Here is a 24,424-nt window from a genome sequence, read left to right on the forward strand (position 1 = left end):
CTTTATCATTTATTTTTGAAAAAGCTCAGCAGCTCCGTGGACAGAAACAGCTTGATTTCCTGCTCACTTCCTTGCTCCATTAAAGTGACAAGCTCCGGCCGGAGCAGCATGGCACTAATCTCGCTCAGCACCTCCAGTGCTTCCTTCGGCAGCTCCTTCGGTGCCAGCATTAGCAGCATCACACGCATGTGGTGTCCGTCCCCCATCGGTAAAGGCGCTTGGAAACGGAATAGAGCTACAACAGGCTCCAGGATATGATGACTGCGCGTATGAAAGAGGGCCAGCGAGCTATCCGGGATGAGCAGACTGCCCTGCCGCTCCCGCTCCAGCAGTAAATCGGTGACGACAGCGGGATCCTTCAGCAGCTGCGCTTCCCACAGCTTGGCACAAGCGGAGATCAATACCTCTTGCAGCTCATGGCTCTGTGAATCCAGACTGTAGCTGTGAAATCGCTCCAACAGCAGCACCATTTCCTGCAGCGTATGCTGCAAGGAAATCATTTCATCCATGGGCTGTACCGTAAAGATCTGCTCTTTTCTATTACCCGGGTTCGTACCCGCAATATTCATCTGGTGAAGCGTCGTGGTTCTGATATACTCCATCAGCTGTTCCAGATCTTCCCGGCTCAGCAACGGACTTAAGCGAATATAGCGCTCTTTAGGAAGCGGCAGGTCTATCGTAGAAATGATCAGATCATATTCTTCCTCCGGAATTCGGGCCGCTTCATACCAGGAGCTGTTACGTATAATCTGGATTTGAGGAATTTCCTTCTCCAGCCTCATGGCGAGCAGCTGAGTCGAGCCAATGCCGCTGCTGCATACAAGAATGGCCCGTACCTCCTGCTGGAGCTTCTGCAGACGCTCTAAGGATGCACCAAAATGCATCGTCAAAAATCCGATTTCCTCCTCCGGTACGTCCAAATCCCACTGCAGTCCTGCTACCGCCTCCTTCACGGTGAGAAACAGGTCTCCATAATCCTTGCGAATCGAGCCCAGCAGCGGATTACGGATGCTTGCGCCTTCACGAATCCGTTTCAGCGCGGGATCAATATGCTGCAGTAATCCCTCGCGCAGCGATTTGTCGCCTTGCAGCGGATAGCCTGTCATCTGTGCGACCCTGTGAATGAGCTGATGAATTTGTTCCAGCAGATGCAGATCGGTATACATAAAATAAGGAGATGCCCCTTCTAGCTGCAGGGTGTGAAGCAAATATGCGATATGCTCTACCTCTGCGGAGCTGATGGGAAGGCCGGTATCCGCGGCTAGCTGATCTGCCAGCGTCTGAGCCTGCGGCATATAAGATGATGAGCCGGCTATGGAAGCTGGTGACGCTTCAACCTCCTGACCCTGCTGAATCCTTTGCAGCGACACAGACAAGGACAATATCAGCTGGGTATAGGCCTGTTCACTCAGCTCGTTTACCCACCCGGAGCTGCTGGACCATAGAATATGCTCTGCATTTAGGACAAAGGGCTGTCCTGTCAGGGTCAGCAGATGCTGCTTCAGTGGAGGCTGCTGCTCTCTGCCCGCGATCCAGTCCGAAGGCTCAAGATGGTCCTTGGCGAGCTGACAAATGGCTTTGCGCTTGTCTTCTTCCTGGCCGCCGATCTCAACGCCATATCCCCGCCGGCGTACCAGCTCCAGCCGAAATTTGTGCAGCCATACCTCCAGCTCGTTCAAATCATGGGTGATGGTTTGCGGCGTTACCTTTAAGGTATGTGCCAGGGCGAACAGCTTGAGCGGCTCATTCGCCTGAAGCAAGAGCAGTAAAGTGACGAGCCTTCGCTCCTCAGCAGAGTAGTGAGCCGTCATGCTCTCAGTCAGAGCACTGGCAAGGCTGCTTCGCGCCTCCGGTGTTCCTTCCAGCTCAATGCCTTTGCCGGACTTTTTCTTTAATGTTATTTGAAAACGGGAAAGGAAAGGCTCCAGCCCTTCCATTTCCCGGTATATGGTGCGCACGCTCACACGAAGATCCAGCGCCAATGCAGATGCTGTGATTTCGCCGTCGTGCTCTAGCAGCAGCTGAATAATTTGTCGCTGCCTTGCTGTCAATTTGTTCAACAACGATCGCCTCCAGTATGGCGGACCCTGCCGGTATGATACCGGCATGTACACATCCGTTACCCTTTAAGACGATCCACCAGCTTGTCATATTCAGGGCTTTTCAGGAAATTTTCGATGGAGATATGCTCCGCCGCAGGAATTTTTGATTTCGCCCGATCAGTCAACGTTTTTTGCGTAATGACGATATCTGCATCAACCGGGATTTCACTAATGGCTGAATTAACAACGGTCACATTGACGTCAGCCTGCTGCATTTTCTTACGAAGCACCGAGGCTCCCATGGCACTGGAACCCATGCCGGCATCACAAGCGAATACAATCTTGCGCACTTCTTCGCGCTTCAACTGCTGGGCCGCCTCTTCTACGGATTCCGCAGCACCGGTTGCAGCCGCTGTGCTATCACTTACCCCTGCCTGCTTCATATCCTTCAGCTTGGCCGATGCTTCTTCAATATTGTCGTTTTCCTGCTTCTTGCTCGTCTTCAGGAAGAACACGGAGAGCAGGAACGAAACGACAGCTGCCACAACCACACCCGCGATCATCGCAGCATAGCCGCCTTTAGGTGTCACTAGCGCATAGGCGATGATGCTGCCCGGGGATGCAGGACCTGTAAGTCCGGCACCGAGCAGCTGGAATACGAACGTACCAGATACACCGCCCGCAATGACAGCCAGGATCAAACGTGGATTCATCAGGATATAAGGAAAGTAAATCTCATGAATGCCGCCCAGGAAATGAATCACAACCGCGCCTGGCGCCGATTGCTTCGCTGCACCTCGGCCAACGAGCATATACGCCAGCAGGACGCCGAGACCCGGACCCGGATTCGATTCCAGCATGTACAGGATCGACTGGCCGGCACGAACAGATTCCTCCACCGCAATTGGACTCAGTATACCATGATTGATGGCATTGTTCAGGAACAGCACCTTGGCCGGTTCAATAATAATATTCACCAGCGGCAGCAGATTCGCGTTCACCAGGAACTGAACACCGCCGGACAACAGGCTTGTCAGGGCTTGTACAGCCGGTCCAATTCCGGAGTAGGTGCCCAGCATAATCAGTCCGCCGATGATGCCGATCGAGAAGTTATTTACGAGCATCTCGAATCCTGCACGAATTTTGCCTTCAACAGCTTTGTCGAACTGTTTCAGAATCCATGCTGACAGCGGACCGACAAGCATCGCGCCGAGAAACATCGGAATACTGGAGCCGACAATGACCCCGATTGTAGCGATGGAGCCGATGACCGCGCCCCGCTTGCCGTGAATCATCTCCCCGCCTGTGTAACCAATTAACAAAGGCAGCAGGTACGTAATTGCAGGACCTACCAGCACCGCTAAATATTCATTAGGGATCCAGCCCGTCGGAATAAACAGCGCCGTAATCAAACCCCAGGCAATAAATGCACCGATATTCGGCATAATCATGCCGCTAAGTAAACGACCAAATTTTTGAACACCGACTCTCAACCCGCGCGGTTGATTTTCGTTTACTGTGGATGTTGCCATCTTGAAGCCTCCTCAATACAAATGAAATCAGGATAAGCTTACATACTGCGTAATCTGTAAGCCCTTTGCATTTATGTTAAATCAAAAGTGACCTCTCTCACAATGAAATGAAAACACACTTTCGTCATGAATATTGTTGACAACTTTTAGCGTAACTAATGAGACAATTTTGTCCATGAATTGAGGGAGCAGCACAGCATGATTGACGAGCCTGTGACCATGAAAAAAAGCCTGCATCCCATTCACGGGGATACAGGCCGATTCTTACCCTAAAGGCTCAGTGCGCATGATCATATTCAGTATAGACGGGCCGATCCGGACCTGGCTCTGCTAAAGACCACGCAACACCGAGAAGCACCACCGCAGAAACGGTAAAAACCGGGATGACCCATCTCCAGGAAAAGGACAGCATACGGATCGCAGGCGCCATCATTGCTAAGACCGGAGCTATAATAATCATGCTAAAAAGATGAATGGACGGCGGGAGCATGAGAAATACGATATGCAGAATGGAAGTGAATAGCAGCAAGGGCAAAAGTGACGATCCGAAAATCACTAGCAGGGAGCCCTCTGCTGCAGAACGTCCGGACTCCTGAGTTCGTGCCGACAATCCCATCAGCAGCAGCAGACCGGCTAGCGGAACCGCGAATAAATAGCTTGCTCCCGTCAGCCATAGGGTTGACGCTGCGAGCAGGATCAGAACAACGACGGAACCCCCCAGCATCATTTCGAGCGAAGAGGATTTAGGCTGCAGCCACCGGGTACAGGCAATATGAATGGCTGCTGTAAGCAGCACGAACACGAGACTGTACAGAATGGAATCGTACACCGCTCCCGTAAATTGAGTCATGGAGCTTGCCCATAGCTTATGGACTGCCAGCCACACCAAGTAGCATACTCCTGTAGACATCAGTCCTGAGAATAACGGAATGGCCGCTCCCCAACAGCTTCCACGCCAGTGAGCCCGCTTGCTTCGCAGAAGCCAGACGGCAAGTCCCAGCCACATTAGAAACAGGAATACAAGGATACTGATTGCTAGGCTTGAAGGATAATGAAATAGCATGCCGAACAGATTGAAATAGATCTGATTGTCCGGATTCTCAAGTGAAGAGAGGTCCAGATTGCCGAAATGCCGGGCGATGGATAGCACATTCTCGCCGTGGTGCTGCAAGGTATGTAGTGAAACCTGATCTATATTGTCCAGTGGCGTATGGTAAGCCTCCCACCCTTCTCCAAAGGCAAAATTGATGCCGGGATGACCGTACTCCAGCGCGACGGTAAGATCGGTGTCGTTCGGCATTTTTTTATACAAATCGACGAGCACGGAATTTCCAACCGGCTTGGAAGCCGTCTTGGCATACTCTTCAATCAATCCGCGATTTCCCTCGCTGGTCTGAAACATAAAGCTGGCCCCTCTGGAGCCGCGGGCTTCAAAATTCGCAATCAGTCCAAAATCCTCTTCCTCATGCTCCTTGAAGAAGCCCTTCGCCCCAGCAAGCCCAATCTCCTCGCCGTCAGTCAGCACAATCCAGATATCATTGCGTGGAGCAGGTCCTTGCTGCAGGACTCTCGCCGTTTCCAGCAAGGCTCCGACACTTACTGAAGCGTCATTGGCACCAGGCGCGGTAGGGACGGAGTCATAATGAGTCATGAGCAGCAGGGGCTTGCCGTTCTCCGTTCCGGGAATCAAGCCCCGCAGGTTCGTGAGCTCCATCTCGGCATTGATCCGCCGGGTTACAACCCGGGAGGTAAAGGTGTGCTGCTCCGGATTCAGTCCCAGCAGCTCCATTTGTTCTACCAGATAATTGCGCACCTTCAGATTCTCCTCAGAGCCGCTCGGGTGAGGCTCTTGGGCGATCTGCTGAATATGACTCATCGCCCGTTCAGCTGAGAACTGATCCAGTGGAGCACTGACCGGTTTAGGGGCTGTCGGGGACTCTGCCCACAGCACGGCGGTGATGATTAGAACCGTGGTAAGAAGAAACACAATCGGTGTCCATGGCCTGTAAGGGGACGTCGTTACAGCGGCTGCAGAGCGCTTGCCGAGAGCTTCGTTTTGAACTTTGACAGTCTTCACGGTCATCATCTCCTCGTTTTTTCTTTAAAAGCCATAGATGTCATTTCTAGTTTGTTTATTAGAGATTTAGTATTTGATGATGAGCTCATTATACCAAACATATCAAACCATAAATACCATATATTAATATTTTATAGAAGACTTAAATAATATTTTTTTTGCATATACTCACAGCAAACAGGCAGCCCATCTTGGGCTGCCTGTTTATACTGATGTAATAAACAATGGAGGGGATTACCCTTGTTCCGCCGCAATAGCATCGGCGCGGATCACATGCACGGTGCCGTACGGATGCTCGGGTGGAGCATAAATCACGTACAGCTTGAGCGGCATAGGGCCTGTATTGGTGATATTGTGCCAGGTTCCGGCCGGTACGATAATGGCATAATCATCACATGCCATCACTTCAAAGTCCAGCTGGTTTGCAGAGGGCCCCATTTGAACCAGACCCTGCCCTTCTTCGATCCGCAGGAATTGATCTGTGGAGGGATGCACCTCCAGACCAATATCTTCTCCGGGAAGAATGCTCATTAGCGTGACCTGAAAATGGTCTCCCGTCCACAGTGCCGTGCGATACGTCTGATTGCGCTTGGAGGCCTCATCGATGTTGATGACTAGCGGTCTTTTGCCATAATCGACGAGCTTAAGCTGGCCGTGACAGGAACAAGTATCTTGATATGCCTGCGGATGGCCGGGATGATACGGATGAAAACCAGGATACATGACGCACTCTCCTCACTCTTAAGGTCATGAAAAAGCCGATAATGTATCCTATGCATATGCCCAGCCTATAGACTCATGGATTTACAACAATCGGAAATGAGATCACTTAACCCTTCTGTGTGGACAATGGCTTTTGAGCGGCAAAAAAGATTGTATTTGCATGAAATTCGGTCGGCTCCTCATATTTCTCCTCTTGGATGGAAACCTCCTTCTCTTCGTCCTCGAGAATACGCCATCCGCGGTAAACCTCCGCCAACAGTGCTTGAGCCTCCGATTCGCTCATATTGAGCTCAATTTGTGCGGCTTCCTCTTCACCCGTAGACAATTGCTTTTCCCGAACCTCTGTATTCATGGATAAGCAGTGAATGCCTCCTGGCTTGGTCGCCTCCTGGAGCCTTGCAATCACATCCCGCAATGCGGCCTTAGAGGATACATGCTCCAGACAGCCGCAGGCCACAATATAGTGGTACGATTCGGCTTCATATTGTCCATCCTCCACATCGGCCTGCATGGCTTGAATAAAGGGCTGTACTTCGTATTTGACTGCGTTGTCCTGCAGCTTGCTGACCGCTTCATCCAGTAGGTCTGTACCGATGACCCGGCCATGTCCGGATTCCTTCAATCGCTGTGCCATCGGGATTGCATTGCGTCCAGGACCGCTCCCCAGATCCAGCACGACCGGATCTTGATGCTCCTGAAGCACCTGCTCCAGCAGCTCCATAACGATCGGGACAGGCTCAGACATCCAGCTGCCCGGCTCAAGAATATCCTTGCTTTCATACAGCTTGGCATGGTATTTCTCTTCGGATTCCCGGGCTTGTTCAAATTCTGCAGATGACATCCGTATTTCCTCCTTCAACAGATCAGAATCTTGATTCTTTAAACGTTACATACCCTCGCATGTATAAGCTGTAACAAAGGCCATCTGGATATCCCAACAAATAAAAAAAAGAACCGCTTCAATAGATCACAGGATCTATTGAAGCGGTCATGCATGACTTAATGGCAGCAGCTACAGATTAATAATAGATGGCGCTTTATGATTAACTGTGGAATCAGCCTGAGCAAGACCCAGTGTCATAGCTGTTGAAGCATGAATTTCGTGGAACAGCTCCGGGTTATCGGTTAGCGACATGCCATAGGAAGGCACCATCTCACGGATCTTCGGCTCCCATTTCTGCATATGCTGCGGGAAGCATTTCTGCAGCACCTCCAGCATGACGTGCACTGCCGTGGAAGCGCCTGGCGATGCGCCGAGGAGTGCGGCCACCGAGCCGTCGGAGGCGCTGACGACTTCTGTACCGAACTGCAGGGTGCCTCTGCCTGTTGGGGTATCCTTAATAACCTGAACGCGCTGTCCGGCAACGACCATTTCCCAGTCTTCACTCTTTGCGTTCGGAATGAATTCCCGAAGCTCCTCCATGCGCTTCTCGTTAGAGAGCAGGACCTGCTGAATAAGGTATTTCGTCAGGGCCATTTCCTTCGCGCCAGCAGCAAGCATGGTCAGGAGGTTATTCGGCTTCACAGAGCCGATCAGATCGAAATAAGATCCGGTCTTCAGGAATTTAGGGGTAAAGCCGGCAAACGGTCCAAACAGCAATGATTTCTTATTATTAATATAGCGGGAATCCAGGTGAGGCACGGACATCGGAGGCGCACCTACCTTAGCCTTGCCATACACCTTGGCATGATGCTGCTCTACAACCTCCGGATTGTTACATACCATGAACAAGCCGCTTACCGGGAAGCCGCCAATCTGCTTCGATTCCGGAATGCCAGTCTTCTGCAGCAGTGGAAGGCTTCCCCCGCCTCCGCCGATAAAGACGAACTTGGCCGAGTGCTGCTCTACCTGGCCGGTGTTCAGATTCTGCACCTTCAGGTCCCAGCCGCCGCTTTGGTTGCGCTTTAAATTCTTGACAGCATGCTTGTAATAGGTCTTCACGCCCTGCTGGTTCAAATGCTGAAACAGCATGCGAGTTAAGGCTCCGAAGTTCACATCCGTTCCGGAGTCAATCTTCGTCGCAGCAATCTTCTCGCCGGACTTTCGGCCTTCCATAATCAGCGGAATCCACTGCTTCAGCTGCTCCGGATCCTCTGAATACTCCATTCCTTGGAATAACGGATTGGTGGATAAAGCTTCAAAGCGCTTTCTCAGAAACTCAACGTTCTTGTCCCCCTGCACCATGCTCATATGGGGAATTGGCATAATGAAATCCTGCGGATTCTGAATCAAGCGGTTCTTCACGAGAAAAGACCAGAACTGCCGGGATAGCTGAAACTGCTCGTTAATCTTGATCGCTTTGCTGATGTCAATAGATCCATCGGGCTTCTCCGACGTGTAGTTCAGCTCGCATAATGCAGCGTGGCCGGTACCCGCATTATTCCACTCATTAGAGCTCTCTTCCCCTGAGCTGCCCAGCTTCTCGAACACTTTAATCTCCCACTCCGGAGATAACTGCTTCAATATGGCGCCCAAGGTTGCGCTCATTACGCCGGCACCAATCAAGATCACGTCTGTTTTTTTCTGTACGCTCATGATTACCTTCCTTATCCATGTATTCGCAGTAAAAGGCTGTCTCCCTGTCCTCTGTACAGATCAAATCAAGCTAAGAGAGTGCAGCTTTCCTGTGTAAAATTGACTCCGCTTCTCGTTCTACTCATATTAATTCATGGCATGAAATATGAACTCTTCCTTCCTATTATAAACCATTTAAAGACGTTAAAAAAGATAGATATGACAATCTAAAGACAATATACGGACATTTGGGCCCTGCACCTGCTGTCCGTGCCATTTATAAAGGATGATCCAGCTAGAAATTTCATAGCTAAAAAAGCCCCTCTCCTTAGCGAAATAACGCCAGGATCAGGGGCTATTCAAGCTTCTTGCTTACTTCAAACGAGGGTCTACGGGCGGCTCATACCAGCCTGAGGAGGATTTAAACCATTCAAACAGATGGGTCACGCATACTTTGAGCACTGCGTATCCAGGTACGGCCAGCAGTACGCCCACTACGCCGAACAGGTTGCCTGACGTAAGAATGACAAATATAATCGTGATCGGATGAATCTTTAACGTTTTTCCCATAATCTGCGGAGAAATGAACTTGCCTTCAATCAGCTGCACAATGGTCCACACCGCAATCATCTTGAGCAGCATAATGGGGGAAGTCACGATGGCTACAACCAACGCGGGCGTAATTGCAATGGCCGGCCCGAGATAAGGAACTACGCTGGTAAATGAAGCAATGATCGCCAGAATCAATGCGTAATCCAGGCCAATGATCATGTAGCCGATGTACAGCAGAATGCCAATGCAGAAGCTGACAATAATCTGTCCACGAATAAATGAGCTGATCTGGCGGTTGATGTCCTGCAGGACATGCAAGATGCCGGAGCGGCTGTTCGTAGGCAGAAAGGACAGAATCTTGACCGGCAGCTTTTTGCCATCCTTCAGCATGTAGTACAGGATAAATGGCACCGTAATAATCGACAATACAGTCTCCGTGAATGCGCCCAGGAAGCCCCCCAGTCGGGTCCAGGTATTCTTGAAGAGCTCTGTCGTTTTCTCTGTGACGGTGCCCCACCATTCCTCGGAATTGACATTTAAGGCACCCTGAAGCTGTCCGAACAGCTCACTTCCTGTTAGATCCTCAAACTGCTGCCGAACGGTTTCACTATAAGCCGGAAAATTGTTAATCAAGCCCATAATCTGATTGCGCAGCACGGGAATGACAGCCAGCACCACAACAGTCAGAATCCCGGCGATGGCCAGAAACAGAATCAGGATCGACCAGACACGCTTGATCTTCCACTCCTCCATCACATTGACGAGCGGATTGAGCAAATAATACAAAATACCGGACAACACAATCGGCAAAATAATCGTCTTGATTAATACGTTCAGCGGATACAAAATAAACGTGATCTTGCTTAGAATAAATATGTTAAGGCTGGCCAGCAGCAAGATGAACAGCAGAAGTACAAATTTATTGTTCAGAAAAAAACGTTTAAATCGATCCGGCCAAATGCGGGGCTGCTCCATATACGTCCTCCCTCATCTCATCATACCTTTAGCAGGCCATGCTACTCAGCGAGCTTTGCTCCTTTAACTATAATGTTTCACAAGCCGTCATGTCCAGTTTGCGAAAGATCAAATGTGCAGGCTCCGCCTTAGACAACCTCATTAGATCTATATGCGGCCTGTACTAGATTTATAGCCGAAACACAAAAAGACCCGGGAATCCCGGGTCTCGCCTGATATTAACGTTATGAAGAAAGGGATGAACCTGCACTCTTGCCGGATTTCATCTCCAGCGAGTTGACCTCGCCTTTCCAAACCACCGTCTCGCCATATTGCTTGCCCCAATCATACATCAGATTGAGTATCGGCATCAGGCTTTGACCGTAAGGAGTCAGCGAGTACTCGACCCGCGGCGGAACCTCGGGATAGACTACACGCTGCACAAGCTGGTCTTCCTCCAGCTCCCGAAGCTGATTGGTCAGCATTTTTTGCGTAATATTCGGGATGAGGCGGTCCAGCTCGCCAAAGCGCTTTACGCCTTCGAGTCCCAGATGCCACAATATAATCAGCTTCCACTTGCCGCCAATAACGGCAAGCGTCAGCTCTTTATGACAGTTAATTTCCTTCAGATTGATTCGGTCTTTGACTTCATGGGCCATATGACGCCCTCCCTTCCTCATCAAGTATACCTTGAAAGGCAGGTAAATCTCAAAACAGGGCGTGCGCACCATACTGCAAGCGACGGCTACTCCAGATTGGCATGCTGAACAAACATGTTTTCCGAAGACAGCTCCTGCATCGACATCAGCTTTAGAATCATACCATCCAGTACAACAAGCAGCGTCTGCTCAAAGAGGGAGGCCATCGGCTGCCGGGTTGTCCCTGTAACACCAGCCTGATCCTTTGTGGCTCCGGGAAGCTTCAGCACAGCATCCGCCAGCTTTCCGATGGTAGAGCCGGGCTGAATCGTGATGAGTGCCAGCGAGGCGTCAAGGCTCTTCGCCTTGTTCGCCATGGCACATAGGCTTTGCGTTTCCCCGGAGCCTGAGCCGATCAACAGCAGATCCTCTGGACCAATGGCTGGTGTCACCGTCTCACCGACTACGTAGGCCTGGTACCCCATTTGCATCAGCCGCATGGCAAAAGCTTTCATCATCAAACCGGAGCGCCCGCCGCCGGCGACGAAGACGCTTCTGGCTTGCATAATACGCTCTGCCAGCTTCTCTGCTTCCTCTGTGTTGATCTCTTTCACAGCAGTGCTGATTTCGCCGCTAATTGCTAAAGCTTGGGCAAAAGAATTACTCATCATCTTGATATCAGCCCTGCTTGATCAGATCGTTCATGCGAGAAGCGGCTGCCTGAATGTCTGCTTCACCCGTAATGCCGCCGCCAACGATGACCAGATCCGGCTGAGCCTGAATGACCTCGGGCAGCGTATCCAGCTTGATGCCGCCGGCAATTGCAGTCTTCGCATGTTTCACGACACGCTTGATGGCGTTCAGCTCCTCGAAGGAATTTTTGCCCTCAGCCTGATGGTCGTAGCCGGAGTGCACACAAATATAATCTACGCCCATAGCATCAATCTCCGCGGCCCGCTCTTCCATGTTCTTGACATTGATCATATCCACCATAACCTGTCTGCCCTGCTTGGCAGCTTCCGCAACCGCGCCTTTGATCGTGGAATCGTCGGATACGCCCAGAATTGTAATAATGTCTGCCCCTGCCTCTGAAGCCTTCATCACTTCATAGCCTCCGGCATCCATCACTTTAAGGTCAGCGAGTACACGCAGCTGAGGAAAGGCTTCCTTCATGGCTTTGACGGCGTGCAGTCCTTCATTGATCACGATCGGTGTGCCGATCTCAACAATGTCAATATAGTCGGCGACCTGTGCCACCAGCTTCTTGGCTTCCGGAATATCGACCAAATCTAGTGCGAGCTGTAGTTCCATATGTTTACTCTCTCCTTGTCGGTTCATTTCAGTTTCTTAAACAAGGATATTGTAGGTCCAGAGCTGTCCTTTATGGAAGTACGTACTTTAAAGTCAGATACTTACGCGAAGGTTAGAATTGCGGTGCAGCAAGGATTGGAGACGGATCTCATCCTTCATTGTTTTGCCAAGCTGCTATAAGATAAAAAAACCTTCCAGCGGATCAAGACGTTCTGAACCGTTCCGGAAGGCTTCTTAAACTTGCGTAAATGCGAGATACCATACAGCCCTTCATTCTGCTTCTGAAATTGCATGAGTGAGATCATAAAGGGAAAGATCCAGCTCCGGCTCTTCACCAAGAGCTAACCGTGCCAGCTGCCGCCCGAGAAACGGACCCACTGTGAGGCCTGAGGCACCCAGTCCATTCGCGGCTAGCAGCCCCTTCCAGCCTGGCATGCGGCCGATCACGGGAAGAAATCCAGGTGTAAAGGGTCGAAAGCCAACACGAACCTCCTGCAGCGTGCTGCCCACCAAAGCAGGTGCCAGCTGGAGACCCTTGTTCAGTATTTCCTGCATGCCTCCGGCGGTCACAGCGGTATCGTGCAGTGATGCGTCATTCTCGTGCGTCGCACCCATGACGATCCTTTGCTCGTCAAAAGCCAGAAGGTATTGATCCGTGGGCGGTATGACTACCGGCCAGGTCCCGGTTTCGGCTATGGAGTTCATCTTCAGATGCATAATTTGCGCCTTCTGATGTGAGATTTGAAAAGGGATGCCCAGCGGCTGCAGCAGTTCATCCGCCCAAGCCCCTGCACACACAAGCACTTCATCGGCGGAATATGATGCCTCGCCCAGGCGGGCGCCGGTAACCCGGGCTTCGTGAACCTCAAGCACCGCTTCCCCATGCAGCAGCTTCGCCCCATGATTTCTGGCTGCGCGCAGCAGCGCATCGCGCAGGGCACGGCCATCTACACGTGCCGCGCCGCTAATGTGCACAGATCTGTAGCCTTCCTTCAGGAGAGGAAACATAGAACGGGTCTCGGCCTCTGAGAGGGAGCGGATCTGTCCGATCTCTGGTGCCTCGCCCTTGCGGAGAGCCGCACGCTCTTGCATAAGTCGAATTTTGGCTTCGTCCTCATGGATGCTGATGGCTCCAACCTGAGCATACCCGGTGTCACTTTCCCCTTCCTGCTCCAGAGCCTGCACCAAGTCAGGATAAAATGCTGCTCCAGCCTTTGCAAGCTGATACCAGGCCTTATTTCGGCGCTGGGAAAGCCAGGGACAGATTATGCCCGCAGCCGCAGCCGTAGCCTGTCCAGCATCAGCCCGGTCGATGATCAGCACCTCAGCACCCTGGCTTGCAAGATGATAGGCGGCCGAAGCGCCAAGAATGCCGGCGCCGATTACAATTGCTTTTTGTGTCATAGATGTATACCTTTCTTGAAAGCTTGACTCTTCTTCTCAAGGTACGACATCTCCCGTTAAAATACAAGCTTCCTGCCTCTGATCAAGACATTGCCAGCTTCCCCCAGCCCTATACAGGCTGCTGTGGATTCCGTTCCCGATGTGGAGCACCGAAGGCAAACAAGATCAAGCTGCCGCCAAGAACGGCACAAACACCATACATGACCCCGTAGGAAAACAGGTCTGCAAGCGGCCCCATCAAGACGCTTCCCATAGAAACACCCAAATCAGCCGATGCAATGAACCATCCGATGAGTACGTTGCGCTGCTCCGCCGGCAGGACAAAGGTCAGGTAGGTGGTGAGCGAAGGGTAGATCATTGCCTGGGCGACTCCCATCAGTAAAGCCCCCGCATAAAAAACTGCCGCGCCCAGGCTGGAGGCAGCCCCCGTGCAAATGGCTGCTAAGGTCAGCAGCAGCAGGACCCATGCTACATAAGAAGCATGCCAGCGCCCATCGGAAGGAATCTTCTTCCGAAGTGTGAAACGGGAGGCGACGACGACCGCGGCTTGCAGCATCAGATACAGCCATGCTTCGCCGTGCTTCACCTCTTGGGCATAAAGGGGAATGAACGTCGTGACCGCACCAAAAATCATGGATGCTACCAGCATGATGATGCTGCACCTCAGAAGGTCCCGATTCAGAAATACCTGTTTAAAGGATACGCCCATCGAGGATTTTTTTGCAGAAGACTGTTCTTTGTCTTCAATCGGCTCCTCCTTGATGACCACCGTAAAGCCCACCCAGCCCGTGAAGACTGCGATCCCAATCATCACGAAGGCAAATCCGCTCATGCTGCCCGTCTGCCAGAGCCCCAGCGCCAGCAGCGGCCCCAATATTCCAGGAATATAAGAGCATAAGGAATACATGGAAATGCCCTGCCCCCGGTCTTTCTCGGGCAGAGCATCCATAATGGCAATCTGGAGAGCCATGGAGAAAAAAGCGGTCACGGCGCCTTGCAGCATTCTTGCGACAAAGTAACCTTCAAGGCCCGATATCGTGTATAGAATAAGCGCGGCTCCGTTGATTAACAGAATGCTCCGCAAAATGGTCACCGGCCCGTATTTTTGAATCAGGCGCCCCGCCCAGGGGCGAAACAGCATTGTAGTAAACAAATAAGCTCCCATTATCATTCCGATGGCCGTATTACTGGCGCCCAGTGCGTTTCCCTGCAGTGGAATCATCACATTCAGCACGGCATTGGCACTAAAATACAGCAGGGTCAATAAATAGAGGCGCATAAAGGGCCAAGCGAGCGCACCCGTCAATGTGCTTCACTCCTTTCTACAGCTATAATGAAAGCTAGCTGGATTCAATGCTGATGCTGATACAGGTCTTCCTAATACATACTCATGCTCAGCAAGGTGCGAGTATAGTCACTCTGAGCGTGCTGCAACTCGGATACGTGGAGGTTCTCCTCAATTCGGCCTTGGCGGAACACAAGGATGCGGTCGCAGAGGAACGCTGCGGCCTGTATATCATGCGTGATGAAGATGTATGCGGTATTTAGCTGCTTGTGCAAGCCTTTTAACAGCTCCAGAACCTGCAGCTGCACAGATCCATCGAGCGAACTAACCGCCTCATCCATGACAATCAGCTTCGGCTGCGTGGAAATCGCTCGGGCAATGCATACCCTTTGAGCTTCGCCTCCGGACAGCTCATGCGGTGCCTTGTTTAGATAAGCCGGACTTAAACCGACCTGAAACAAGAGCTCCTTCATCCGGCGCTCCCGGTCCACTTCCTTCCTGCTCTGCAGTCCGAAAGGCTCCAGCAGCGCTTCCCGCACCGTGAAATAAGGATTCATGGAGGAGGTATAGTTCTGAAAAACCGCGCTCATATTGCCTCGTCTTACTTTGGCTTGAGAAACAGGCTGTCCTTCAAACAGCACCTTGCCGCTGTCCGGCTGATCCAGTCCCAGGATCAGCCGTCCCAGGGTCGATTTACCGCTGCCGCTCTCACCGATAATGCCCAGGCATTCTCCAGGAAGACAATGTAAGGAAACGTCATGCAGTACCTTTTGAGGCTTGCCGGTTAACCACCCGCTTGCTTTGAAGCTCTTATGTATGGACTGGACTTCCAGCACGGTCTTCACCTCCAAGTGCTTGTTGAAATGCCTGTGACAGCTTCTGTTTCGTCGAGATCAGGTACCGGGTATATTCGTGCCCGGCATGGTCAAACAGCTCTGAAGTCTTTCCGGCCTCCACAATGTGCCCCTTCTTCATGACGAGCATATCGTCGGCCAGCTTGTGGACCATGCCCAGATCGTGGGACACGAGAATCATGGAGCATCCCAGCTCCTGCTGAAGCAGCGACAGCTGCTCCATGACCTCAAACCGCGAGATCGTGTCCAGCGCCGTTGTCGGCTCATCTGCCACAATTAATTCCGGCTTCAGCACGAGCCCAAGGGCAATCATCATCCGCTGCAGCATGCCACCGGACAGCTGATGGGGATATTTCTGAAGCGTATCCTCCGGCTGATTCAGCATGACCTTGCGCATCGCGTCACTCATCTGCTTAAAGGCCTCCTGCTTCCCCCATCCAAAATGCTGCTTCAGCACATCCTTCACATGATGTCCCACGGCTCTCGACGGATCGAAGGCGCTCATCCCTTGCTGCAGAATCATGTACATATGACGTCCCCGCATGCCCCTCATCTGAGAACGGGACTGCTTATTCAGATCAAGACCCTTGAACATCATCGTTCCCGAATGAGCTAAGCTTGGGGGATTCAGCCTCATAACCGATTTGCAGGTCAAGGATTTGCCGCTGCCGCTTTCACCGACGATAGCAAGACAACTGCCTTCCCTCACGGAAAAAGAACTGCCATGAACGAGCATCTGCTCGCTGTGCCGATCCCAGATCTGGAGCTTGTCGACGGTCAGTATATCCTGGCTCATCCAGCCACCTCTCCTTTCGCGAGACGTTGATTTCCAGTCGCCACACTGGTTACAGGTACCGTTCCCTTCGCGCTGAGCTGGGGATTTAGTGCCTTCTGCAGTGCATCTGCCAGAAATTGTACGGAAGATACCGTAATGATAATGGCCAGGGCAGGAGCGATCACAAATTCTGGCTTCGTAAACAGAACATCCCGAACCTCATTCAGCATCATCCCCCACTCGGCATGAGGGGCCTGAATGCCAAGGCCGAGAAAAGAGAAGCCGGAGATCTGCAGGATCATAGAGCCAAAGGAGCCGCTTGCAGCAACAGCGAAATCCGGCAGGGTCACCGGAATGATATGCTTGGTCATAATCTTGGATGTGGGCACTCCTATAACCTTGGCAAACTTGACATACTCTGATTCGGTGTATTGCAGCACGGAAGCGCGCACAACTCGCGCAAACCAGGCCCATTTTAACAGGATAAAGGCAAGCAGAATGTTCTCCATCCCCACGCCCAGCATGCCGACAATAGCCAGAGTCATTACCGTGCCGGGAAAAGAAAGCACGACATCACAGGCGCCCATAATGACCGCCTCTGTTTTACCTCTCAGAATACCGGACACCAGACCGAGCAGGGCGCCGAACAGAGCAGAAAGAAGCAAAGTCCCGAACACCCAGATCACACTGGGGCGAATGCCATAAATGAGCCGTGACAAAATACATCGTCCAAGATGGTCGTTCCCCAGCCAGTGCTCCATCGAGCTGCCGGCATACCGGAGGCTCATGTTCACTTCATACGGATCATGGGGAGCAAAGAAGGGCGCAAAGGCCCCGGCTGTCATAATCAGGGTAATTACACCCAGTGACAGAGCCGCAAGAGGATCACTAAACAGGCGCTTCAGCCTTAACCTCATATTCATGCAGCTACATCCCCTCTCTGGATTTCGGATTGAGCACAGCATTAATCGTGTCGGAGAACGTATTAAAGATGACAAAAGCCGCAGCCAGCACGAGCACAAAGGCTTGAATAACCGGGAAATCTCGGCCAAGGATGGCCCGAACGCTCAAGCTGCCTAGACCCGGCCATGCAAAAATATTTTCGACCACCACCGTGCTGCCGAGAATAATCGGCACCGCCATACAGAATACCGATACCGCCACCTGCAGTGAATTTCTTAATACGCTCAAGATAATTTTGGATTCCGGAAGCCCGCATGCTCTGCCGTAAAGCACGTAATTTTGGTTCAGATTGTTAAGCATTGAGGTCCGAATGACGCGGAAATAAAGTCCGGCATAGGTCGTTGTAATGATGATGACAGGAAGCACATAGCTTTGGACGGAATCCATTCCGCTTGTGGGCAGCAGATCCAGTCGGATCGAGAACAACCAGATCAGCAGCGCAGCGAGTGCATAAGCCGGCATCGCAGTCAGAAAGAAAGAGACTGACCGCACCGAATGATCCACCCATGAGCCCGCTTTAAGCGCACAGATCACGCCAAGCACAATGGACAGCGTCACAATCGCCACCATGGACACGAGCGTGAGCTTAAGTGTGTTCCACAGTGCCGGACCAAGCATTGACCATACGGTTTGCCCAGTGACATAGGAATCGCCGAAATCAAGCTTCAGACAGGACAGCAGCCAATCTCCGAAGCGAAGCAGAAAGGGGCGGTCAAGCCCCAGCCTCTGCTCTGTTTCAATAATCAGCTCTTCTGTAATAACCGGTACCCCTTGTGCCTGGAGGACGACCTGCGCCGGCTTCATCGGTGATAAATGGATCAGAATAAAGGTCAGAAACGAAATGATTACAAGCAGCGGAATCGACAGAATCCATCTGCGGCTAACATAACGAAGCACAGCAATCCTCCTTTAGCCGTTCATTATTTGAAGCTCATCCGCTCAAATGGCAGCTCGAACTGCGTCTGCTTGAATGCAAGTCCGGTTAAGTCGCTTGGGGCAAGAACCGTCACACTTCCGTGTGTCAGAGGGATAAAGACCGCTTCTTCATGAACCATGTTCAAAATGTCGGCATACAGCGCTTTCGCTTCGGATTCCTCTTGCGCGGCCCGAGCCTGTTCGATCTTGGAGTACAGAACATCTGCGTCCTTCATTCCTTTTGTCGTATGCAGATACGAGGATTCCAGGGCAAATGCGGCGATCGTGCTCTGCGGGTCGTAAGCAAGTCCCCAGGTTTGATTGAACAACAGGTCATACTCGCCTGTTCCGCGGCGGTTGGCAATGGAAGAGGATTCTTCGCCCACCAGCTCCAGCTGCATACCGATTTCCTTCAACGTGCTTTGGATGTATTCCGCCTGGATCTTCTGCGTACTGGAGTTAATGTCAAAATAAACGCTCATCGCAAGCGGCTTACCGTTCTTCGTACGTACCCCCTCACCCTCCTTCATCACCCATCCAGCTGATTCCAGCAAGGACTTGGATGTTTCCAGGTCATATTCTCGTTTCTTAAGCGGCAGGTCAGCTGCGTACACATTCGCAGAGAAGAGCGCTTCTGCCGGGCCTTCAGCGCCATTCATAATCTGGCTGCTGATCGTTTCGCGATCAATGGCATGCCAGATGGCTTCCCGTACCGCCAGCTCACTAACCGGACTGTCTGCCTTGCCGCTGTTCGCTGCGATCATCTTCGTATTCATGGGCTCGCTGCGCTCCAGCTGATATTTCCCTGAGGCAACCAGAGCCTCCATTGCTTCTTCATCCAGGCTGTCAGCACCCCGGTCGTCGGTAAACACAAAGTTCACTTCACCCTTTTGCAGCGCCAGGAAGGTGGTTTCGCCGGCTGGAAGCACCTTGGAGGTGATTTTTTTGACGGCCGGTGCGCCGTTCCAGTACTGCTCGTTGGCTTCAAACACGGCATATTGATCAACCTTATGCTCGGCAAGCTTGTAAGGGCCCGTCCCGTGGTAGCTCTTTACACCATCCTTGGTCTCGCCATTGATAAAGCTTTTTGGAGAGATGAATACAAACGGTCGGGTCATCGCCAGCTCATTCAAGGCCGGCTGATATCCTTCCGTGAGCACGAGCTCGACAGTAAACTCATCAATGACATTGCAGCTTTCAATCCGGGTTGTTAGTCCGATCCAGGAATGCTTGGCCGCATTGCTCAAGACAGCCTCGAGGTTCTGTTTCACCGCTTCTGCATTAAACGGCTCTCCATCGTGGAAGACCACGTCCTCTCTCAGCTTGAACGTGTACACCTTGCCATCCTCAGACAGCTCCCACGATGCAGCGAGCAGCGGAGCAATTCCTTCTTGAGTGCTCTCTACCAGAGATTCGTATACAATGCCCTGTGCCGGCATGGAGCCTGCATAAAGATGGGGGTTCATATCGACAATATCCTTTGCCGTTGCATATACAATCTCTTTACTCTCTTTGCTCTCTGGATTTGCTGCCTGCTTCTCGGCTTGCTCTGAAGAATTGCAGGCAGATAGCAGCACCAGGGCTGCCAGGGTTAGCATCGTTATCCAAAATGATCTTCTTTCTCTCACAGTAAATCCTCCTTGTTGTATATCTGCCTAAGCTTTGCTGGTTTCAGTCAATAAATCCTGGCAGATGCTGTTGATATCCTCTTGAAAGCTCTGAACATTAAACCCGCTTGAGAGCGGGAAAGCTTTCTTTGCTGAAGCGGCTTGGATCAGCCAGCGTTCATATGTAGCAATAAATTGATCCGCGGCCGGACAAGGGATTTCCAGATGCCTGGCCATTCCCTGAATGATCTTGATGCGGTAATAATCCTCTTTGGGCATTCTGGGAATATCCAGCTCGCCCTCTTTGTTCACATACACATGCCTGATGGGAACAGCAGAGAAATCATAATATCGTCCGTTCTCGTCAGGCTCTGAGAAAGGATCAATCAGTAACGACACATAACGTACGTACAGTAAATATTGCTGGTGAATCGGCTCCAGAGCAGGAAATTGCTCAATATCCTGTCTGCTGAGGCTCTCGGGACGTACCGGATAATTATCATCGGTCATAAATTGCAGTAGATTCATGCCGGATAAGCCGAGCTTCGATAAGAGCCCCTCAATCTCATGCCAATACGCAAGCATTCCTGTAATCAGATCCTGGGTGATCGGACCTTCCGGGAACATTTTGTACACATATCTCTGCGGATGGGGCTTCTCAAAAATAGCGGAAAGCGTAACATCATTCATGAACAGCGGCGGATGGACAATTAACGAAAGATTGCGAGTTTCCGCTTCCAGCGGTGAAGACAGACGAGCCAAATCCATCCCCAGATTGCGATACATCTCTGTTAGATGAGGTATGATCACAGAATTGGAGTCTGTGGAGCTGATATACAGTCTCTTCTTCACTGCAGCGGTCAGAACCTGATGTCCCGGCGATCCGCCTTCCCAGCGGGTATCCCCAAGGTAGGTGGAGAAGCTGATAATCTCAGCCGCACTTCCACTGCTCCGTACATAACGCTGAACCAGTCGGTTGGAGCCAAAGGTTGGCGACAGCAGCACGATGGTTGTCAGCGAGCCCAGCACCTGCGGTGGAATTTGCTTCAGCACCTGAAGGTAAGCGTCTGTAGTCACCGACAGGATGAGCATATCCCACGTTCCCGTAATGGTCTCATAGCCCTGAAACACTTGATCCAGGCAGCATTCTCCGGCTAATCGGCTGTGAGCTGGATTCTGTACCTTTACCGCAATGCATGAAGAGCTTGCCTTTAGAGATGCATAAAAGCCTTCAGACCGCAGCGACATCCTCCCGGCAATACCGGTGATCGCATGTCCAGCATGCTTCATCATGACGGCCAGCTGAATGGAGGCGGGGCCTGTTCCTGCAATCAAGACGCGGTTAACATGATTCATGGAATTCTCCACGCGCTGAGCTGAATGCTGTGACAGCTGCGCTTTTCCGGTACAATGCCGTCTCAAACACCTGACCCGGCTGACGAACCTGCTCCGAGAGCGTCCATAGCGCCGGACTGACTTCCAGCAGCGGGTAATTAAACAAAGATTTCAATCCGTTGCCATACCGCATGGCGATGATCACATCGGGATTCGTTAAATCATGAAGCTGCTTCAGAAGATCAAACTTCTCCGGAATCGTAGAAGCAAATATAATGTGCGTGGCCTCCCGGGTGAAGCTGAGCTGATCCACGGTAAGCTGCTCGATCTGGATTTCTCTGCACTCCAGTCTTTCGAGCACCTGCGCAGCAAGGCGGTTGGCTTCAGCATCGATGTCAATGCCGACAACCTGTGCACCTGTCCGCCGCTGAATCAATAAAGGAGTCATCGGAAAGGCACCAGAACCGATCATTAGCACCTTGGAATGCTTGTTCATGCCAGCACCTTGAAACTCTGCTTCAATACAGTCTTCAATGTTATGAAAGTAGTCTGAAATATCAGGACGGTTTTCCAGCCAGGCTCTTGCCCGATGCTTCTCCATGGCCCATACACAATGACAAGCTTCCTGCCGCAAATCTTCAGCCAGCTCTTTGAAATGCATCGTTTGCTCAGGCATGGCGCCCCAGGCGGCCTCGTGATCTGGATGAACGATAAACGCAGTATACTGCCCGATCGTCTCTTCCATCTCACTATAGCTTTGATCGTTAAGCTCGAAGGCCTTGTTCAATTGACGGAAGCGGGATAAAAAAGATTCCATTTGCTGCTGTAATGAGTCTTTTTCGACCGAAATCATATGGCGGATCTCCTTTCGTTGTACAGCTTGCCCGGTTAGATATACGCTGTTCCGGACGCGGAAATATGTACCTGCCCCTGAATGGCCAGGCGGGTAATTTGCCGATTTTCAATCTGAGCCCAAACGTCCATGGTTCCTCCAGGCTGCTTGATCTGAGTATGTATATGACGCTGTTGTTGTCTTGCAAGCCAGGCGCCTACCGCAGCGGCTCCCGAGCCGCAGCCCCGCTCCCACACCAGGCTATTGGCAGCCGGTATGTATACGAGCGGCTCCATCTCCTGCGTATCCGGGCAGTAAAGCATAATCCCGACGGCCTGCTCATCGCAGATGGCTGCTAAAGACTGTACTGCCTGTTCGGCAATAGATCGTAAATTCACTTCTCCAGGGGCAACCTCAAGGATCGCGTGGCAAATGCCCGGGTAGCGAACCAGGGCAGCAGAAATCGTGAGTGCTGATTCACGAAGCAACAGAACCGATGGCTCGATACTTAACGGTGGCGGCAGCTCCAGCCTGCAGGTATATCCAGGAGCCGCATCTGCCGTAACTCTGCACGATAGCAGCTGGTCTGCACCAGACACCTCCAGCGGAATGTCAAGACTGCGTCCCAGCGGCAGATTCCATTTCCATGCCATCACCGCTGCCAGTGACATGGCCGCATTGCCGCAAAATTCTCCGGACATCATCTGCAGTCTGGCCCAGGCCTCCTGACCTTCAGCTTGCTCAATAAATCCGACCTGCTCTGCAAAAACATGATCATAGGACATCATGCGCTGTGCCACTTGTCCGTAATCCTCCCGGCCGTGACGGCTCTCTACGAGGATCGTCATATTCTGGGTGGGATTCGTCTTAATAAACTTGACCTCCATTTCTAACTCTTTCACCCCTTCCCCGTATAAATATATTATCCGCTGCCTAAGATAGTAATCTTTACGATTAACAATAACTATAATGACAGTGATTACCATTGTCAATCATCATTTTCTGAAAAATATTAAAAAAACAGCGGAGCCGATTTCAAATCAGCTTCGCTGTTCTATTATTTTACCGATATAGATTCCGTGACTGTTGTTTCTTTGATGAGCTATGCTTTACACTGTAAGAAATGTCTTCAGCTTCGTCAGTACACTTGAACAAGGAGCAGAATGTATGCGTTTATTTCACAGAATGCGGGAGTTTATGATGGCCTGGAGAGATTACCCCCTGCAGCCTGGAAGTATGCTCCACGAACGATATCAGGTCATGTCTCTGCTTGGAGAAGGCAGCTATGGCTTGACCTATCTTTGTCACGATCAGGATTCCGGTAATCAAGTGGCCGTCAAGCAAAGCCGCCGCAGCAAGGGATCATCCTCACGGCTTCTGCTTCAGCGGGAGGCCCGGATGCTGCGGCTGCTGCATCACCCGCGGATTCCAGCTTATCTGGATTGCTTCCAAGCAGAACGCTGCGCTTTTATGGTCATGACATATTTGGAAGGCAGGACACTGGAGGAGCTCATCTTTGAGCAGGGGCATACTTACGGAGAAGCCGAATGCTTCTCCTTGGCTCAGCAGCTTTTGGAACTGGCTGTTCACGTTCATGATTGCGGCTTTGTACATTTGGATCTGCGAATTCCGAACGTGATCATTCAGGGGGATGAGCTGTATCTTATTGATTTCGGGTTAAGCCGCCAGGTGGGAGAAGAACTGCCCTCCATCAATCAAAAGCACCGGCCTGCCTTCTGGCGAAAGCCTGCTGCTGCAACCGGCAGCAAGGTGGTTGATGAGACAAGCGATTTAGAGGACATCGGTCATTTCATGCTGTTCATGCTTTACTCGTCTTACGAGCCGGATAACGGCATGACTGACGAAGAGTGCAGCTGGAGAGAAGAATTAGACCTTTCAACTCAAATGAGGCAGTTCCTTGACTCCCTCTTTGGGCATTCTCACCCTTTTTCCAATTCTAGGGAAGCGTTAGCGGCGATTCGACAGCGGCAGTCCTAGTTTGACGTTGAAAGCAGCATCTTGATTGTGATACGATGTTAGAAATTTAAGGTAATTATGATTGGTCATCATCCTTTATTCCTGTTATTCACTAGAAAGTGAGGCTGAAACA

At 51.4% G+C, this 24,424-nt stretch carries 21 protein-coding genes; 1 reads left to right on the forward strand and 20 read right to left on the reverse strand.

Annotated elements, in window-relative coordinates:
• Positions 1–5: 5 nt before the first annotated feature.
• The 20 genes from ACH6EH_RS02065 to ACH6EH_RS02160 all read right to left on the reverse strand — a co-directional run bounded on the left by ACH6EH_RS02065 (position 6) and on the right by ACH6EH_RS02160 (position 23,201).
• A complete protein-coding gene (locus ACH6EH_RS02065; protein ID WP_397330882.1) occupies positions 6–2,060 on the reverse strand; it encodes a BglG family transcription antiterminator in 2,055 nt (684 codons plus the stop codon).
• Positions 2,061–2,119: 59 nt separating this feature from the next.
• A complete protein-coding gene (locus ACH6EH_RS02070) occupies positions 2,120–3,574 on the reverse strand; it encodes a PTS mannitol transporter subunit IIBC (RefSeq protein WP_397330883.1) in 1,455 nt (484 codons plus the stop codon).
• Positions 3,575–3,851: 277 nt separating this feature from the next.
• A complete protein-coding gene (locus ACH6EH_RS02075; protein ID WP_397330884.1) occupies positions 3,852–5,651 on the reverse strand; it encodes a M28 family peptidase in 1,800 nt (599 codons plus the stop codon).
• 234 nt (positions 5,652–5,885) lie between these two features.
• The gene (locus ACH6EH_RS02080) at positions 5,886–6,374 is read right to left on the reverse strand and encodes a cupin domain-containing protein (RefSeq protein WP_397330885.1); all 489 of its coding nucleotides are present in this window, start codon (positions 6,372–6,374) and stop codon (positions 5,886–5,888) included.
• Between the two features lie 106 nt (positions 6,375–6,480).
• Positions 6,481–7,215: a class I SAM-dependent methyltransferase gene (locus ACH6EH_RS02085; RefSeq protein ID WP_397330886.1), complete on the reverse strand. Its 735-nt coding sequence runs from the start codon at positions 7,213–7,215 to the stop codon at positions 6,481–6,483.
• 171 nt (positions 7,216–7,386) lie between these two features.
• Entirely contained in the window at positions 7,387–8,913 is a 1,527-nt protein-coding gene (locus ACH6EH_RS02090; protein WP_397330959.1) for a malate:quinone oxidoreductase, read from the reverse strand.
• A 348-nt stretch (positions 8,914–9,261) separates the two neighbouring features.
• Positions 9,262–10,416: an AI-2E family transporter gene (locus ACH6EH_RS02095; RefSeq protein ID WP_397330887.1), complete on the reverse strand. Its 1,155-nt coding sequence runs from the start codon at positions 10,414–10,416 to the stop codon at positions 9,262–9,264.
• Between the two features lie 224 nt (positions 10,417–10,640).
• A complete protein-coding gene (locus ACH6EH_RS02100) occupies positions 10,641–11,054 on the reverse strand; it encodes a winged helix-turn-helix transcriptional regulator (RefSeq protein ID WP_397330888.1) in 414 nt (137 codons plus the stop codon).
• Positions 11,055–11,140: 86 nt separating this feature from the next.
• Positions 11,141–11,704, reverse strand: coding sequence for a 6-phospho-3-hexuloisomerase (gene hxlB / locus ACH6EH_RS02105; protein WP_397330889.1), 564 nt, complete (start codon positions 11,702–11,704; stop codon positions 11,141–11,143).
• A 7-nt stretch (positions 11,705–11,711) separates the two neighbouring features.
• The gene (gene hxlA, locus ACH6EH_RS02110; RefSeq protein ID WP_208202677.1) at positions 11,712–12,344 is read right to left on the reverse strand and encodes a 3-hexulose-6-phosphate synthase; all 633 of its coding nucleotides are present in this window, start codon (positions 12,342–12,344) and stop codon (positions 11,712–11,714) included.
• Between the two features lie 270 nt (positions 12,345–12,614).
• The gene (locus ACH6EH_RS02115; protein ID WP_397330890.1) at positions 12,615–13,748 is read right to left on the reverse strand and encodes an NAD(P)/FAD-dependent oxidoreductase; all 1,134 of its coding nucleotides are present in this window, start codon (positions 13,746–13,748) and stop codon (positions 12,615–12,617) included.
• Positions 13,749–13,857: 109 nt separating this feature from the next.
• Entirely contained in the window at positions 13,858–15,054 is a 1,197-nt protein-coding gene (gene cntE, locus ACH6EH_RS02120; protein ID WP_397330891.1) for a staphylopine family metallophore export MFS transporter CntE, read from the reverse strand.
• Positions 15,055–15,125: 71 nt separating this feature from the next.
• A complete protein-coding gene (locus tag ACH6EH_RS02125) occupies positions 15,126–15,869 on the reverse strand; it encodes an ABC transporter ATP-binding protein (protein ID WP_397330892.1) in 744 nt (247 codons plus the stop codon).
• Complete coding sequence (gene cntF / locus ACH6EH_RS02130; protein WP_397330893.1) at positions 15,844–16,683, reverse strand: staphylopine uptake ABC transporter ATP-binding protein CntF; 840 nt, start codon at positions 16,681–16,683, stop codon at positions 15,844–15,846. The genes ACH6EH_RS02125 and cntF overlap by 26 nt, the downstream gene beginning before the upstream one ends.
• Complete coding sequence (gene opp1C, locus ACH6EH_RS02135; RefSeq protein ID WP_397330960.1) at positions 16,680–17,579, reverse strand: nickel/cobalt ABC transporter permease; 900 nt, start codon at positions 17,577–17,579, stop codon at positions 16,680–16,682. Before opp1C ends, cntF begins: the two co-directional genes overlap by 4 nt.
• A gap of 10 nt (positions 17,580–17,589) precedes the next feature.
• Positions 17,590–18,522, reverse strand: a complete 933-nt coding sequence (gene opp1B / locus ACH6EH_RS02140; protein WP_397330894.1) for a nickel/cobalt ABC transporter permease — start codon at positions 18,520–18,522, stop codon at positions 17,590–17,592.
• A 23-nt stretch (positions 18,523–18,545) separates the two neighbouring features.
• On the reverse strand, positions 18,546–20,168 hold the full coding sequence (gene cntA / locus ACH6EH_RS02145; protein ID WP_397330895.1) for a staphylopine-dependent metal ABC transporter substrate-binding lipoprotein: 1,623 nt from the start codon (positions 20,166–20,168) through the stop codon (positions 18,546–18,548).
• 27 nt (positions 20,169–20,195) lie between these two features.
• Positions 20,196–21,503, reverse strand: coding sequence for an opine metallophore biosynthesis dehydrogenase (locus tag ACH6EH_RS02150; protein WP_397330896.1), 1,308 nt, complete (start codon positions 21,501–21,503; stop codon positions 20,196–20,198).
• Positions 21,490–22,335 carry a nicotianamine synthase family protein gene (locus ACH6EH_RS02155; RefSeq protein WP_397330897.1) on the reverse strand — a complete coding sequence of 282 codons (846 nt, stop codon included), beginning with the start codon at positions 22,333–22,335 and terminating at the stop codon, positions 21,490–21,492. Before ACH6EH_RS02155 ends, ACH6EH_RS02150 begins: the two co-directional genes overlap by 14 nt.
• Before the next feature lie 35 nt (positions 22,336–22,370).
• Entirely contained in the window at positions 22,371–23,201 is an 831-nt protein-coding gene (locus ACH6EH_RS02160; RefSeq protein WP_397330898.1) for a histidine racemase CntK family protein, read from the reverse strand.
• 280 nt (positions 23,202–23,481) lie between these two features.
• Between ACH6EH_RS02160 and ACH6EH_RS02165 the strand changes: the two genes are divergently transcribed.
• Positions 23,482–24,312 carry a serine/threonine protein kinase gene (locus ACH6EH_RS02165; protein WP_397330899.1) on the forward strand — a complete coding sequence of 277 codons (831 nt, stop codon included), beginning with the start codon at positions 23,482–23,484 and terminating at the stop codon, positions 24,310–24,312.
• Positions 24,313–24,424 lie beyond the last annotated feature (112 nt).

Source organism: Paenibacillus sp. JSM ZJ436 (assembly GCF_044383795.1).
GTDB classification, from domain to species: Bacteria; Bacillota; Bacilli; order Paenibacillales; family Paenibacillaceae; genus Paenibacillus_AQ; species Paenibacillus_AQ algicola.

Coding starts and splice junctions, on each gene's coding strand:
- ACH6EH_RS02070 (WP_397330883.1), bottom strand. CDS start 3,574: ATGGCAACATCCACAGTAAACGAAAATCAACCGCGCGGGTTGAGAGTC.
- ACH6EH_RS02080 (WP_397330885.1), bottom strand. CDS start 6,374: ATGTATCCTGGTTTTCATCCGTATCATCCCGGCCATCCGCAGGCATAT.
- ACH6EH_RS02085 (WP_397330886.1), bottom strand. CDS start 7,215: ATGTCATCTGCAGAATTTGAACAAGCCCGGGAATCCGAAGAGAAATAC.
- ACH6EH_RS02095 (WP_397330887.1), bottom strand. CDS start 10,416: ATGGAGCAGCCCCGCATTTGGCCGGATCGATTTAAACGTTTTTTTCTG.
- ACH6EH_RS02100 (WP_397330888.1), bottom strand. CDS start 11,054: ATGGCCCATGAAGTCAAAGACCGAATCAATCTGAAGGAAATTAACTGT.
- hxlB (WP_397330889.1), bottom strand. CDS start 11,704: ATGATGAGTAATTCTTTTGCCCAAGCTTTAGCAATTAGCGGCGAAATC.
- hxlA (WP_208202677.1), bottom strand. CDS start 12,344: ATGGAACTACAGCTCGCACTAGATTTGGTCGATATTCCGGAAGCCAAG.
- ACH6EH_RS02115 (WP_397330890.1), bottom strand. CDS start 13,748: ATGACACAAAAAGCAATTGTAATCGGCGCCGGCATTCTTGGCGCTTCG.
- cntF (WP_397330893.1), bottom strand. CDS start 16,683: ATGAGCCAGGATATACTGACCGTCGACAAGCTCCAGATCTGGGATCGG.
- opp1C (WP_397330960.1), bottom strand. CDS start 17,579: ATGAGGTTAAGGCTGAAGCGCCTGTTTAGTGATCCTCTTGCGGCTCTG.
- ACH6EH_RS02150 (WP_397330896.1), bottom strand. CDS start 21,503: ATGAATCATGTTAACCGCGTCTTGATTGCAGGAACAGGCCCCGCCTCC.
- ACH6EH_RS02155 (WP_397330897.1), bottom strand. CDS start 22,335: ATGATTTCGGTCGAAAAAGACTCATTACAGCAGCAAATGGAATCTTTT.
- ACH6EH_RS02160 (WP_397330898.1), bottom strand. CDS start 23,201: ATGGAGGTCAAGTTTATTAAGACGAATCCCACCCAGAATATGACGATC.
- ACH6EH_RS02165 (WP_397330899.1), top strand. CDS start 23,482: ATGCGTTTATTTCACAGAATGCGGGAGTTTATGATGGCCTGGAGAGAT.